The 13,964-nt window shown below is 71.7% G+C and carries 10 protein-coding genes; 3 read left to right on the forward strand and 7 right to left on the reverse strand.

What is annotated here, in order from left to right:
• Positions 1–67 precede the first annotated feature (67 nt).
• The 3 genes from ACH5HR_RS11555 to ACH5HR_RS11565 all read right to left on the reverse strand — a co-directional run bounded on the left by ACH5HR_RS11555 (position 68) and on the right by ACH5HR_RS11565 (position 6,039).
• Positions 68–3,886: a multifunctional oxoglutarate decarboxylase/oxoglutarate dehydrogenase thiamine pyrophosphate-binding subunit/dihydrolipoyllysine-residue succinyltransferase subunit gene (locus ACH5HR_RS11555; protein ID WP_416477967.1), complete on the reverse strand. Its 3,819-nt coding sequence runs from the start codon at positions 3,884–3,886 to the stop codon at positions 68–70.
• A 319-nt stretch (positions 3,887–4,205) separates the two neighbouring features.
• Positions 4,206–5,300 (reverse strand): sensor histidine kinase, encoded by a 1,095-nt coding sequence (locus ACH5HR_RS11560; RefSeq protein ID WP_402375779.1) that lies wholly within the window; start codon positions 5,298–5,300, stop codon positions 4,206–4,208.
• Positions 5,301–5,310: 10 nt separating this feature from the next.
• Positions 5,311–6,039, reverse strand: coding sequence for a response regulator transcription factor (locus ACH5HR_RS11565; protein WP_402375777.1), 729 nt, complete (start codon positions 6,037–6,039; stop codon positions 5,311–5,313).
• A 157-nt stretch (positions 6,040–6,196) separates the two neighbouring features.
• On the opposite strand from ACH5HR_RS11565, the gene ACH5HR_RS11570 reads away from it, so the two are divergent.
• The 3 genes from ACH5HR_RS11570 to ACH5HR_RS11580 all read left to right on the forward strand — a co-directional run bounded on the left by ACH5HR_RS11570 (position 6,197) and on the right by ACH5HR_RS11580 (position 9,579).
• Positions 6,197–7,510 carry a hemolysin family protein gene (locus ACH5HR_RS11570; protein ID WP_416477969.1) on the forward strand — a complete coding sequence of 438 codons (1,314 nt, stop codon included), beginning with the start codon at positions 6,197–6,199 and terminating at the stop codon, positions 7,508–7,510.
• The gene (locus ACH5HR_RS11575; RefSeq protein WP_402375773.1) at positions 7,507–8,559 is read left to right on the forward strand and encodes a hemolysin family protein; all 1,053 of its coding nucleotides are present in this window, start codon (positions 7,507–7,509) and stop codon (positions 8,557–8,559) included. Before ACH5HR_RS11570 ends, ACH5HR_RS11575 begins: the two co-directional genes overlap by 4 nt.
• A gap of 168 nt (positions 8,560–8,727) precedes the next feature.
• Positions 8,728–9,579 carry a M15 family metallopeptidase gene (locus tag ACH5HR_RS11580; protein ID WP_402375771.1) on the forward strand — a complete coding sequence of 284 codons (852 nt, stop codon included), beginning with the start codon at positions 8,728–8,730 and terminating at the stop codon, positions 9,577–9,579.
• Positions 9,580–9,625: 46 nt separating this feature from the next.
• Here ACH5HR_RS11580 and ACH5HR_RS11585 read toward each other — a convergent pair whose 3' ends face one another.
• From ACH5HR_RS11585 to ACH5HR_RS11600, 4 genes are read right to left on the reverse strand one after another with little or no spacing between them, the layout of a single operon-like run.
• Positions 9,626–10,255 (reverse strand): CYTH domain-containing protein, encoded by a 630-nt coding sequence (locus ACH5HR_RS11585; protein WP_416477971.1) that lies wholly within the window; start codon positions 10,253–10,255, stop codon positions 9,626–9,628.
• A gap of 26 nt (positions 10,256–10,281) precedes the next feature.
• Positions 10,282–11,424, reverse strand: coding sequence for a bifunctional 2-methylcitrate synthase/citrate synthase (locus ACH5HR_RS11590; RefSeq protein ID WP_416477973.1), 1,143 nt, complete (start codon positions 11,422–11,424; stop codon positions 10,282–10,284).
• A 48-nt stretch (positions 11,425–11,472) separates the two neighbouring features.
• Positions 11,473–12,396, reverse strand: coding sequence for a methylisocitrate lyase (gene prpB / locus ACH5HR_RS11595; protein WP_402375765.1), 924 nt, complete (start codon positions 12,394–12,396; stop codon positions 11,473–11,475).
• On the reverse strand, positions 12,396–13,913 hold the full coding sequence (locus tag ACH5HR_RS11600; RefSeq protein ID WP_416477974.1) for an MmgE/PrpD family protein: 1,518 nt from the start codon (positions 13,911–13,913) through the stop codon (positions 12,396–12,398). Before ACH5HR_RS11600 ends, prpB begins: the two co-directional genes overlap by 1 nt.
• Between the last annotated feature and the right edge of the window lie 51 nt (positions 13,914–13,964).

Consider the following 13,964-nt stretch of genomic DNA (forward strand, 5'->3'; position numbering starts at 1 on the left):
CCGTCGCTGACGACGAGAGGCCCCGGTCACGCGCTCGGCGTGACCGGGGCCTCTCGTCGTGCGGGCCTCAGCGGGTGAAGACCTCGTCGAGCAGCACCGTCTGCTCCTCCTTGTGGCGCTTGGCCGTGCCGGCGGCGGTGGAGGCGGACGCCGGGCGGGAGATCACGTCGACGCGCGGCATGTCCTCCGGGAGGGCCAGGTGGAGGTACCACCACGCGCCCTGGTTGCGGGGCTCGTCCTGGACCCACACGACCTCGGCGCCCGGGTACTTCGCGAGCTCGTCCCGCAGCTGCTCCTCCGGGAACGGGTAGAGCTGCTCGAGCCGGATGATGGCGGTCGCCTCGTCCCCCCGCCGCTCGCGCTCGGCGACGAGGTCGTAGTAGACGCGCCCGGTGCAGAGCACCACGCGCTCGACGGCCGACGGCCGGATCGTGCCCGCGGCGACGGCCACGTCGCCCAGCACCGCCTCGAACGTGCCGGTGGTGAAGTCCTCGACGTCCGAGGCCGCGGCCTTCAGCCGCAGCAGCTGCTTCGGCGTCAGGACCACCAACGGGCGGCGGGGCCGGTCGTAGGCCTGCTTGCGCAGCAGGTGGAAGTACGAGGCCGGCGTCGACGGCTGGGCGATCGTCATGTTGTTCTCCGCGGCGAGCTGCAGGAACCGCTCGATCCGCGCCGAGGAGTGGTCCGGGCCCTGCCCCTCGTAGCCGTGGGGCAGCAGCATGACGACCGACGAGTTCTGCGCCCACTTCTGCTCGGCGGACGAGATGAACTCGTCGATCACCGTCTGGGCACCGTTGACGAAGTCGCCGAACTGCGCCTCCCAGAGCACCAGGGCGTCAGGGCGCTCGACGGAGTAGCCGTACTCGAAGCCGAGCGCGGCGTACTCGCTGAGCGAGGAGTCGTAGACCCAGAACTTGGCCTGGTCGCCCGACAGGTACAGCAGCGGCGTCCACTCGGCCCCGGTGTTGCGGTCGTGCAGGACGGCGTGCCGCTGGACGAAGGTGCCACGGCGCGAGTCCTGCCCGGCCAGCCGGACCGGCGTGCCCTCGATGAGCAGCGAGCCGAAGGCGAGGAGCTCGCCGAAGCCCCAGTCGATGCCACCCTCCTTGGACATGAGCTGACGCTTCTCCAGCATCTTCGCCAGCTTGGGGTGGATGCTGAAGCCCTCGGGCGGCGAGACGTGGACGTCGCCCACGCGCTCCAGCACCGAGTGGGGGACCGACGTCTTCCAGCCGACCATCGTCCCGGCGTCCTCGCGCTGGGACTCCGGCCGCTCCAGACCGGCGACCTCCTCGGCACCGTCGGGCGCCGTGTACCCGCTGCCCTTGGTCTCGGTAAAGACCCGCTCGAGCTGCGCCTGGTAGTCCTTGAGCGCCTGCTCCGCCTCCTCGACCGTGATGTCACCGCGGGCCACGAGGTTCTTCGTGTAGAGCTTGCGGACCGACTGCTTCGCCTCGATGAGGTTGTACATCAGCGGCTGGGTCATCGACGGGTCGTCACCCTCGTTGTGCCCGCGGCGGCGGTAGCACACGAGGTCGATGATGACGTCGCGGTCGAACTGCTCGCGGTAGGCGAAGGCGAGCTCGGCCACGCGGACGCAGGCCTCCGGGTCGTCGCCGTTCACGTGCAGCACCGGGACCTGGTAGCCCTTGGCGACGTCCGTGGAGTAGGTCGTCGAGCGCGACGACGTCGGCCCGGTGGTGAACCCGACCTGGTTGTTGATGACCACGTGGATGGTGCCGCCGGTGCGGTAGCCGCGCAGCTGGGCGAGGTTCAGGACCTCCGGCACGACACCCTGGCCCGCGAACGCCGCGTCACCGTGCACCAGGATCGGGAGCACGGAGAAGCCGTCGCCACCGAGGTCGATGCGGTCCTGCTTGGCGCGCACGATGCCCTCGAGCACCGGGTCCACCGCCTCCAGGTGGGACGGGTTGGCCGCGAGGTAGACCTTGGTGGTGGCACCGGACTCCGCGGTGAACGTGCCCTCGGTGCCGAGGTGGTACTTGACGTCGCCGGAGCCCTGGACGGACTTCGGGTCGATCTGCCCCTCGAACTCCTTGAAGATCTGCCCGTAGCTCTTGCCGGCGATGTTCGCCAGGACGTTGAGGCGCCCGCGGTGGGCCATGCCGATGCCGACCTCGTCGAGGCCGTTCTCGGCCGACTTCGACAGGATCGCGTCGAGCAGCGGGATGACGGACTCGCCGCCCTCCAGCGAGAAGCGCTTCTGCCCGACGTACTTGGTCGCCAGGAACGTCTCGAACGCCTCGGCGGAGTTGAGTCGGCGCAGGATGCGCAGCTGGTCCTCGCGCGGCGTCCGTGCGTAGCCGTGCTCGAGGCGGTCCTGCAGCCACTTGCGCTGGGCAGGGTCGGCGATGTGCATGTACTCGATGCCGATCGAGCGGCAGTACGAGTCGCGCAGCAGCCCGAGGGTGTCGCGGAGCGTGGCCTTGGGCGTCCCGCCGAACCCACCGGTGGGGAAGACCCGGTCGAGGTCCCACAGCGTCAGCCCGTGGTTCTGGATGTCCAGGTCGTGGTGCTTGCGCTGGCGGTAGGCGAGCGGGTCCGTGTCCGCCATGAGATGACCGCGCGAGCGGTAGGAGTGGATGAGCTCGGCGATCTTGGCCGGCTTCGCCGCCTCCACCTCGGCGTCGACGGTGTTGTCGCGCACCCAGCGCACGGGCTCGTACGGCACGCGCAGCGCGGCGAAGACGCGGTCGTAGAACCCGTCCAGGCCGAGCAGCTTGCCGCTGAGGATCTTGAGGAACTCGCCGGACTGCGCACCCTGGATGATGCGGTGGTCGTAGGTCGACGTGATCGTCATGACCTTGGACACCCCGAGTCGGGCGAGCCGTTCCTCGGAGGCACCCGCGAACTCGGCGGGGTAGTCCATGGCCCCGACGCCGAGGATGGTTCCCTGGCCCTTCATGAGGCGGGGGACGGAGTGGACCGTGCCGATGCCGCCCGGGTTGGTCAGCGAGATGGTCGTGCCGGCGAAGTCGTCCATGCCGAGCTTGCCCCCGCGGGCCTTGCGCACGAGCTCCTCGTAGGCGGCCCAGAAGCCGGCGAAGTCCATCTCCTCCGCCTTCTTGATGCTGGGCACGAGGAGCTGGCGGGTGCCGTCGGGCTTGGCCAGGTCGATCGCCAGGCCGAAGCCGACGTGCGCCGGCTGCACGATGTGCGGCTTGCCGTCCGTCTCCTCGTAGTGGGCGTTCATGACCGGCATGTCGGCCAGCGCCTCGACCAGCGCGAAGCCGATGAGGTGGGTGAAGGAGATCTTGCCGCCGCGACCGCGCTTGAGGTGGTTGTTGATGACGATGCGGTTGTCGACCATCAGCTTGGCGGGCACCGCGCGCACCGACGTCGCCGTCGGGACCGCGATGGACGCCTCCATGTTGGTCACGACCCGGGCCGCCGGTCCGCGGAGCTTCTGGACGTCGTCCGTGGCCTCGCCGTCCTCGTCCTTGGGCGTGGACCGGGCGACCTCGGCGTACGGCGCGGTCGACGGCAGCGCCTCGGCGACCGGCGCGTCGGCGGCGGAGACCTCCGGGTCGGCCGGCACGGGGGCGGGCTCGGACGCCTGCGACGCCTCGGCGGCCGCGGTGCCCGAGGCGGGGGTCGACGCGGTGGCCTCGCCCTCGGCCGGCCGCTTCCGGGCCGGCTCCGAGGTGGTCTGCTCGGCCGGTGCGGCCTTCTTCTCGCCCGTGCTCGCGGCACCGTCGGACGAGTCGTCCGGCGTGTAGTCCGCGAAGAAGTCCCACCACGCGGGATCGACCGCGTTCTTGTCCTTCAGGTACTGCTCGTAGAGCTCGTCCACGAGCCACTCGTTCGCTCCGAACGACGCACTACCGGCGTTGATCGACTCTGACCCAGCCTTTGGGGACACCACGCCCGGATCGCCCACTTTCCCGTATTGCTTGGTTGAATGCTTTGGTTGCACTGCTCGGTCGAACTACGTGCTCGAACTGCTTGCTCGAACTGCTTGCTCGGACTGCGCACCCGTTCTCGGGCCCCTCCAGCCTATGCCCTCGCCCGCTTGTTCGGAGCGGTGGCGGCGGCGGCACGACGCGGTTCGTGGGCCGTCTCTCACCGCCGAGTGGTGTCGGGGTAATAGGGCAGGAAAGTGATGGCAGCAGTTGCGTCGCCAGCGTCATGCGAGGCTCACGGAGAACAGCACAAGACCATGCAGTGTGATGGATCTCACGCGTTCAGGCGGCGGATTCCGTCGTCACTCCCGGAGCCGGTCGGGCGACGGCCGGAAGAGTGACGCGCATGGTCGCGCCCGGCTCCGTGTCCGCCACGGCGACATGACCCCCGTGCAGGTCGACGGCCCATCGCACGATCGCCAGGCCGATGCCGGTGCCGCCGCTCGCGCTGGGCTGGGGCCGGGCGTCCGTCGTGCCGCGCGCGAACCGCTCGAAGACCCGGTTGCGGTCCTCGGCGGGGATGCCGGGGCCCTCGTCGCCCACCTCGATGACGACGTCGTCGCCCTGCGGGTAGGCGTCCAGCCGCACCGTGGCCCCGTGCGGGGAGTGCCGGATCGCGTTCTGGAGCAGGTTGGTGACCACCTGGCGCAGCCGTTCGACGTCCGCCTCCAGGGGCAGGTCCTCGGGCGTGACGTCCACGACGTAGGTGAGTCCCTTGGCGGCGTCGACCATCGACATGGCCTCGGCGCACTCCTCGAGGAAGTCGCCCACCGAGAACCGGGTGAGCATCAGCGCCGACGCGCCGGCCTCCACGCGGGAGAGGTCCAGCAGGTAGGTCACGAGCCGGCTGAGCCGCTCGGTCTGCTCCAGGGAGAGCTCGAGGGACGACGGCGTCGGCTCGGTGACGCCGTCGACCATGTTCTCGAGCTGGGCCTGCAGCGCGGCGACCGGCGTGCGCAGCTCGTGGGACACGTTCGCGATGAGGTCGCGGCGCATACGGTCGGAGGCCTCCAGGTCCCGCGCCATGGTGTTGAACGCCTCGGCCAGCTGACCGACCTCGTCCTGGCTCGTCGAGCGCACGCGGATGGAGTAGTCGCCGTCGGCCATCGTCTGCGCGGCGGCCGTCATCTGCCGCAGCGGCGACGTCATGCCGCGGGCGAGGACCTGGGTGAGCACGAGCGAGACGATGATCGCCAGCGGGAACGTGCGGCTGGGCCCGAGCTCGTTGCGCAGACCCACCCAGGTGATGACCACGGCGACGGTCACGCTCGCGACGACGAGGAGCCCGAGCTTGACCTTCAGGGAGTGGACGGGGTCCAGCGGTCGGACGTCCGGCAGCCGGTGGTCCCGCCACCGCGCATGGTCGTCGTCGCGCACGACGCCCACGTCAGCCCGCCGGGGGCTCGAACGCGTAGCCCACCCCGTGCACGGTACGGATCAGGTCGGGCCCGAGCTTGCGGCGCAGCGCCTTGATGTGCGAGTCGACGGTCCGCGTCCCGCTCGCGTCGGCCCAGTCCCAGACCTCGGCGAGGAGCTTCTCGCGGGTCTGGACGGTCTTCGGTGCGCTCGCGAGCATCACGAGCAGCTCGAACTCCGTCGGGGTCAGGTGGACCTCGTCGCCCGCACGGTGCACCCGGCGCTGGGCCCGGTCGATCGTGACGTCCCCGGCGACGAGCGGCGGGTCGGCGGGCGCGGCGGCGGCGGCCTGCGCGGCCCGCTCCACCCGGCGCAGCAGCGCCTTGACGCGGGCGACCAGCTCGCGCATGGAGAACGGCTTGGTCATGTAGTCGTCGGCGCCGACACCGAGACCGATCAGCATGTCGGTCTCGTCGTCGCGAGCGGTCAGCATGAGGATCGGTGTCGGGTGGTCCGCCTGGATGCGGCGGCACACCTCCAGGCCGTCGAGGCCGGGGAGCATGACGTCGAGCACCACGGCGTCGGGGTGGAGCCGTGCGGCGGCGTCGACGCCGGAGATCCCGTCCCGAGCGACCTCGACCCGCCACCCTTCTGCCGAGAGGCGTTGGGCGATCGCCGTCGCGATCGCCGGCTCGTCCTCGACGACGAGGACCGTGGCATTCTGCTGGCCCTGTCCCGGGTTGGTCGCACTGGTGGTCATAGGCCCATCTTGCACTCAGAACCTGGGTGTTCGCTGGGGATGCGCTGGCGTGGCGGCGGGACGGGACGCTGCGCCGACTCCGGGTTAGCATCGTTGCCACGATGGATGACAGTCGATATCCGGGCCTGCGAGGCCTGCCGTGCTGACCGAGACGATCATGATCACCGTCGGTGTCCTGCTCACCGCAGGGACCGCGATCTTCGTGGCGAGCGAGTTCTCGCTCGTGACGCTGGACCCCGCCGTCGTGGGCAGCGACGACGAGGAGGGCGACAGTCCGCCGCCCGGCCGGAAGGGCCCCGATCGTCGGGACCGCATCGTCCGGGCCGGGCTCAAGCACCTGTCCACGGAGCTCAGCTCCGCGCAGGTGGGCATCACCGTCACCACGGTCCTCCTCGGCTACACCGCGCAGCCGGCCCTGCTGAGCCTGTTCGGTGCCGGGCTCGCCGCGACGCCACTGGGGACCGCCGTGTCCGGGGTCCTGGCCGCTGTCCTCGCGCTGCTGGTCGTCAACGCGTTCTCGATGCTCTTCGGCGAGCTGATCCCGAAGAACTTCGCCCTCTCCGCGCCGCACGCCACCGCGCGGACCGCCGTCCCGTTGCAACGGGTCTTCACGATCGTGTTCGGCCCGCTCATCGCGGTGCTGAACGGCTCGGCGAACGCCATCCTGCGCCGGCTCGGGATCGAGCCGCGCGAGGAGCTGTCCGGTGCACGGTCCGCGACCGAGCTCCTGTCGCTCGTGCGGCGGTCGGCGCAGGAGGGCACCCTCGAGGAGGGCACCGCCACCCTGCTGGCCAACTCGCTGGAGCTCGAGGGCCTCGTCGCGCGTGACGTGATGACGGACCGCACCCGGATGTCCGTCGTCCGGCGCGGGACGAGCGCTGCCGAGGTCGTCGCCCTGGCCCACCGGACCGGGCACTCCCGGTTCCCCGTCATCGGTGACGACCGCGACGACATCGTCGGCCTGGTGCACCTGCGCCGGGCCGTCGGGGTCCCGTACGCCAAGCGGGACGAGGTACCCGCCGGCGCGCTGATGGTCGACGCCCCGCGGGTGCCGGACACGGTCAACCTGGGCCCGCTGCTCGTCGAGCTGCGCGGGCTCGGGCTGCAGATGGCGGTCGTGGTGGACGAGTACGGGGGGACGTCCGGCGTGGTGACCCTGGAGGACGTCGTCGAGGAGCTGGTGGGCGACGTCGCGGACGAGCACGACCGGCGCCGCGGCGGGACGGCGCGCGCGGCGGACGGTTCCTGGATCGTGCCGGGCGTCCTCCGGCCGGACGAGCTGGTCGAGACGACGGGCCTGCGAGTCCCGGAGGGCTCCGCCTACGAGACGTTGGGCGGGCTCGTCATGTCCCACCTCGGCCGACTCCCGGAGGTCGGTGACAGCATCGAGGTCGACGACGTGAGCCTTCGCGTCGAGCTGGTCGACGGCCGTCGCATCGAGCGCCTGCGCGTCCGGGGGGTGGCCCGATGAGCACGGGGACCGCACTCCTGATCGGGCTGCTGCTGCTCGTCGCCAACGCCTTCTTCGTCGGGGCGGAGTTCGCCGTCCTGTCCGTCCGGCGCAGCACGATCGAGCCGCGGGCGGAGGCGGGGGAGAAGCGGGCGCAGATCGTGCTGTGGGCGATGGAGCACGTCTCGCTCATGCTCGCGTGCGCCCAGCTCGGGATCACCGTGTGCTCGACGGGGCTCGGGATCATCGCCGAGCCCGCGCTGGCGCACCTCCTGGAAGGGCCGTTCGCGGCCCTCGGCATCCCGGAGCAGCTCGTGCACCCGGTGGCGCTCGTCATCGCGCTCAGCATCGTGGTGTACCTGCACGTGGTGCTGGGTGAGATGGTGCCCAAGAACCTCGCCGTCAGCGGCCCGGAGACGGCGGCGCTGTGGTTCGCGCCGCCCCTGGTGCTGGTCGCCCGGGTGCTGCGGCCGATCATCGTGGCGCTCAACTGGGTGGCCAACCACGTGATACGCCTCCTCGGGGTCGAGCCCAAGGACGAGGTGGCCTCGGCGTTCACCGCCGAGGAGGTCCAGTCGATCGTCGAGCACTCGCGTGCCGAGGGCGTCCTCGCCGACGAGCAGGGCCTGCTCTCGGGGGCGTTCGAGTTCTCCTCGCGCACGGCGCGGGACGTCATGGTGCCGCTCGACTCGCTCGTCACGGTGACGCCGGGGGCGACGCCGGACGACGTCGAGCACCTCGTCTCACGTACGGGCTTCAGCCGCTTCCCGGTGGTCGACGCACCGGACGAGGGCGTGCCGGGGGCCCTGGTGGGCTACCTCCACCTCAAGGACGTGCTCTACGCGACCAACGGCGACCGGGACCGGCCCGTGCCCGCGTGGCGGGTCCGCGCCACGGCGCAGGTCGGCCCGGACGACGAGGTCGAGGACGCGCTGCGGGCCATGCAGCGATCAGGTGCGCACCTCGCCCGGGTGGAGGACGGGCCGCGCACTGTCGGCGTCGTCTTCCTCGAGGACATCCTCGAGGAACTTGTCGGCGAGGTCCGCGACGCGATGCAGCGGCTGCGGTGAACAGGTCTTGAACAAGGAGGACTTGGCGGTGGGCCACGTCACGGCTAAGGTGCGTGACGGATCGACCACGGCGTCGGCGTGAGCTCGCCGTCGTCGGTCCGTGAGGACGTGAGACCAACAGCTCGAGAGGGTGTCGCACGGGCGCGGCACGAGAGGCACGGAGGTGGCGTGGACACGACGTCTCAGGGCGACGGCCCCGTTCCGCGCTCCCGGCGTGAGATCCGGGAGGCGGCCGAGGGGCGCTCCGGACGCCCTCCTCGCCGTCGGACGTCGAGCGCGCCGAAGAGCCGCGGCAGAGGTGCGCACGCCGCGCCGACGGGGCACACGTGGGTCACGCGCGCCACGGTCCTCGGATCCCTCGCGGCCGCCACCATCGCCGTACCGCTGACCGGCGCGGCGGATGCGGACGAGCGTTCGCCCTTCGACCTGGACACGGCGCCCACCGGGCCCTCGACGCTGTCGTTGCTGCAGTCGGGTGCGAAGACGCCCGGGACGGCGGCCGCGATCGCGGCGGCGCCTCGCGAGCGGAGCGTCGCGGCCGCCGCCAGCCGGACCACCGAGCGTGACCCGCTGCCGGACTGCGACGCCGGCACCCAGGTCGAGGGCTCCAACGGCCAGCTCACCGACCACTCCCTGTGCGACCTGTGGCAGAGCGGTGAGCAGCTGCGCCCGGACGCGGCGGTCTCGCTCAGCGCGCTCAACGAGGCGTTCCGGGCGCGGTTCGGCCGGGACCTCTGCCTCGTGGACAGCTATCGCTCGCTCTCCTCGCAGTACTCGGTGAAGGCGAGCCGTGGCTTCCTCGCCGCGACCCCGGGCACGTCGATGCACGGCTGGGGGCTGGCGATCGACCTGTGCTCCAAGGAGACGGGCAGCGCCGAGGTCTACAAGTGGCTGTGGGACAACGCCCCGGCCTACGGGTGGGAGAACCCGCCGTGGGCGCAGCGCGGCGGTTCCGGCAAGTACGAGCCCTGGCACTTCGAGTACCGGGCCGGCGTCGAGGAAGTCTCCACCTGGCACTGAGCCCCGCCCGCCGCGAGGTAGTGCGGCGGCCGCCGAGGGCAGACGGCTACGGTGACTCGAGCCGCTGGTTCTCCCCGAAGTCCTCCCGGAAGCGAGGCCCGGTCCGTGCGAGCTCCTTCGCATGGTCGGCGGCCCACTGCCCGTACGGGCCGACGGCGAGCGACTCGTTGGAGAACCGGCGGTCGTCGGTGATCTCGGTGACGCAGAAGTCCGGGATCTGCAGCTCCGTCACGGGCCCCGAGCGTTCGCACTCCGCGACGACGAGCGGGCTGTTGGCTCCGCCGAAGACGTCGACGGACCACCCGTCCGCACCCAGCCACACCGCGTACCGGGTCTTGACGACGCGCGCGCCACCGCGGCGCACCAGCTCGACCCCGACCAGCGGGTCGAGCTGGCGCTCCGCCTCGTACCGGGTGCCGCCGGCGGACGGCCCCTTCACCGTGACGGCGGCGAAGTCGAACTGCTCCCGGTGCGCAGCGATGATCTCGGCGGGGTCGCTCTCGCCGTCGACCCCGACGTCGATGCCGCCCGCCTGGATGCGGACCCGCAGCGCGTAGCCGCCGTCCGACAGGAAGTACGACTGGACGATGAGCGACGGGGCGTCGCGGAGCACGTCAGGCAGCCGCCGGACGAGGAATCGGCGCTCGAACTCGAAGTCGGAGTAGCTCGTGGACATGGCCCCGACACTACTGCCGCGCGCTGCTACGGCGACGGCACCTCGCGACGCTCGGGGCCGACGTACTGCGAGAGCGGGCGGATCAGGGAGTTGGCCGCCTGCTGCTCGGCGACGTGCGCCGTCCAGCCGGTCACCCGCGCGGCGACGAAGAGCGGGGTGAACGTCGGGGTGTCGAAGCCCATGAGGTGGTAGGCCGGGCCCGCCGGGTAGTCGAGGTTCGGGTAGATGCCCTTGCGGTCCACGAAGGCGGACTCGAGCGCGGTGTAGAGCTCGGCCAGGTCGGGGCGGTCGTAGTGCGCCACGAGAGCGTCCAGCGCTGCCTTCATCGAGGGCACCCGCGAGTCGCCGTGCCGGTAGACCCGGTGGCCGAACCCCATGACCTTGCGCTTGGCGGCCAGGGCCTCGTCGAGCCAGGCCTCGGCCCGGTCAGCGGTGCCGATCTCGGAGAAGGCGTGCATCACGGCCTCGTTGGCCCCGCCGTGCAGCGGCCCCTTGAGGGCACCGATCGCGCCGGTGACGGCGGAGTACACGTCCGACAGCGTCGAGGCGATGACCCTGGCGGTGAACGTGGAGGCGTTGAACGAGTGCTCGGCGTACAGCACGAGGGAGACGCGGAACGCGTCGACGACGGCGTCGTCCGGGACCTCGCCGAACGTCTGCCACAGGAAGTTGCGCGCGTAGTCGAGGTCGTCGCGCGGGGCGACGGGCTCGAGGCCGTGCCGCCGGCGCTGGCTGTACGCGACGATGCCGGGAAGCTGAGCGAAGAGGTAGACGGCGCGGCCCTGGTTGAGCTCGGGGTCCAGGATGCCGTCCTCCCGGCCGAGCGTGTCGTCCAGGCCACCGAGCTGGCTGACGGCGGTGCGCAGCACGTCCATCGGGTGCGCCTCGACCGGCACGTCGTCGATCGCGCGCCGGGTGCGGTCGTCCATGGGGCGCAGCGACCGTTCGAGCCGCTGGAGCTCGGCCAGCTCCGCGTCGGTGGGCAGCTCGCCGTGCCAGAGCAGGTGGGCCACCGCCTCGAACGGCTGGCTCGTGGCGAGGTCCTGGACCGGGTACCCGCGGTACAGCAGGGAGTTGGTCTCCGGGTCGACCTTCGAGATCGCGGTGGTGTCCGCGACGACTCCGGCCAGGCCCTTGCGGACGTCGGACGGGGTTCGGGGCTCGGTCATCGGTGCTCCTTCGCTCTCAACGACGCCCGGCGCGGGTGGCGCGCCGGTTCAGACGGGGCGGTGGTGGCTGTGGTGCGTCTCCAGGGAGAAGTCGTACACCCCGGCGTCGAACGTGCTGTACGCGGGGTAGTCGAGGAGCTCGTAGAGCTCGGCGCGGGTCTGCATGCTGGGCACGTGCGACGCGAGGGACCCCTCGGTCCGCAGGTCGTCGAGCGCGCGGTCCGCGGCGCCCATCGCCAGGCGCAGCAGGGAGACGGGGTAGATCACCAGGGCGACCCCGGCGTCGCGCAGCCGGGCGGCGGTGAACAGCTCGGACTTGCCGAACTCGGTCATGTTCGCGAGCACCGGGACGTCCAGCGCGGCGGCCACGGCCGCGAACTCGTCGAGGTCCTGCATGGCCTCGGGGAAGACGGCGTCGGCACCGGCGTCGACGAGGGCCTGGGCGCGCTCGATCGCCACCTCCAGCCCGGCGCCCGCGCGGATGTCGGTGCGGGCCATGATCAGCAGGTTCTCGTCGCGTCGGGCGGTGACGGCGGCCCGGATGCGCTGGAGCGCCGTGGCGTCGTCGACCACCTGCTTGCCGTCGAGGTGCCCGCACCGTTTGGGGTTGACCTGGTCCTCGATGTGCAGGCCGGCGACGCCGGCGTCCTCCATCGTCTGGACGGTCCGGGCGACGTTCATCGCCTCGCCGAACCCGGTGTCGGCGTCCACGAGGGTCGGCAGGTCGGTCATCCGGGCGATCTGCCCGGCGCGGCCGGCGACCTCGCTCAGCGTGGTGAGCCCCACGTCGGGCAGGCCGAGGTCGGCCGCGACGACCGCACCCGAGACGTAGACGCCGTCGAACTCCTTGGCCTCGATCAGTCGGGCGGAGAGCGGGTTGAACGCGCCGGGAAGCTGCAACAGCTCGCCGGAGCGCAGGCGCTCGCGCAGCGCGGCGCGCTTCGCCGCGGGGGTCTGCGTCGAGTACAGCATCAGAAGATCCCGGGGACGACGGCGGCACGGGCGGCCGGGTCGTCGGCCGGCGTCACGGTCAGCCCGGCCAGCTCGTCGGCGCCGAGCTCCGGCAGCCGCTGGGCGAGGTCCAGGAAGCGCTCGATCTCGTCGCCGGTGAGGACCCCGTCGGCCAGCGTGCGGAACTTCTCCACGTACTGCGCCCGGCCGAACGGCCGCGCACCGAGCGGGTGGGCGTCGGCGACGGCGATCTCCTCGACGACACGCGTGCCGTCGGCGAGCTCGATCTCGACGCGCCCGCCGAACGACTTCTCGTCCGGGTCGGCCGAGTGGTAGCGGCGGGTCCACTCGGGGTCCTCCGCCGTGGTGACCTTGCGCCACAGCTCGATCGTGTCGGGGTGCCCGGCCCGCTCGGGCGCGTAGCTGCCGACGTGGTCCCAGGCGCCGTCCTGCAGCGCCACGGTGAAGATGTACGGGATCGAGTGGTCGAGCGTCTCGCGGCTGGCGGTCGGGTCGTACTTCTGCGGGTCGCCGGACCCGGAGCCGATGACGAAGTGCGTGTGGTGCGAGGTGTGCAGCACGATCGAGCGCACGGCCTGCGGCTGCCGCAGCTCGGGGCGCTCGCGGCCCAGGCGACGCGCGAGGTCGATCCACGCCTGCGCCTGGTACTCGGCGGAGTGCTCCTTGGTGTAGGTGTCGAGGATCGCGGTGCGCGGCTCGCCGCGGGCGGGCAGCGGCACGGTGTAGCGCGCCTCGGGCCCGGAGAGCAGCCAGGCGATGAACCCGTCGGAGCCCTCGTAGATCGGGCTGGGGGAAGTTTGCCCGCGCATGGCCCGGTCGACCGCCTCGATCGCCATCTTCCCGGCGAACGCGGGGGCGTGGGCCTTCCACGTCGAGATCTCGCCCTTGCGCGACTGCCGCGTGGCGGTGGTGGTGTGCAACGCCTGCCCGATCGCCTGGTAGACCGTCTCGGTCGACAGGCCCAGGAGCGTGCCGATGCCGGCCGCGGCACTGGGGCCGAGGTGGGCCACGTGGTCGATCTTGTGCTCGTGCAGGCAGATGCCCTTGACCAGGTCGACCTGGATCTCGTAGCCGGTGACGATCCCGCGCAGCAGGTCGGCGCCGTCGCGGCCCAGGTGCTGCGCGACCGCGAGGATCGGGGGGATGTTGTCACCCGGGTGCGAGTAGTCCGCGGCGAGGAAGGTGTCGTGGTAGTCGAGCTCGCGCACGGCGACGCCGTTGGCCCAGGCCGCCCACTCCGGGCTGGTGAGCTCGCGGCTGCCGACGATCGTGGCACCGGAGCCGCCGCGTGACACGGGGTGCGCCTCGGCCTGGGCCCGCGCCGCGAGGATCGGTGCGCGGCCCAGCGACGCCGTCGCGACGGCGGCGTTGTCGATGATGCGGTTGATCACCATGTCGGTCACCGCGTCGGTCGGGTCGGCCTGCTCGGTGGCGACCTCCGCGATCTTCCAGGCGAGCTGGTCGGTGCGGGCCAGGGGCTCGTCCGACCCGTAGGTGCGCACGGTGTGGTCGATCATGGGTCCTCCGGGTTGCGGGGAGCAGTGGCCACGCGGACCGCCGGGTCGTGC

Origin of the sequence: Isoptericola maris, from assembly GCF_048065335.1 — a bacterium.
Taxonomy (GTDB): domain Bacteria; phylum Actinomycetota; class Actinomycetes; order Actinomycetales; family Cellulomonadaceae; genus Isoptericola; species Isoptericola rhizosphaerae.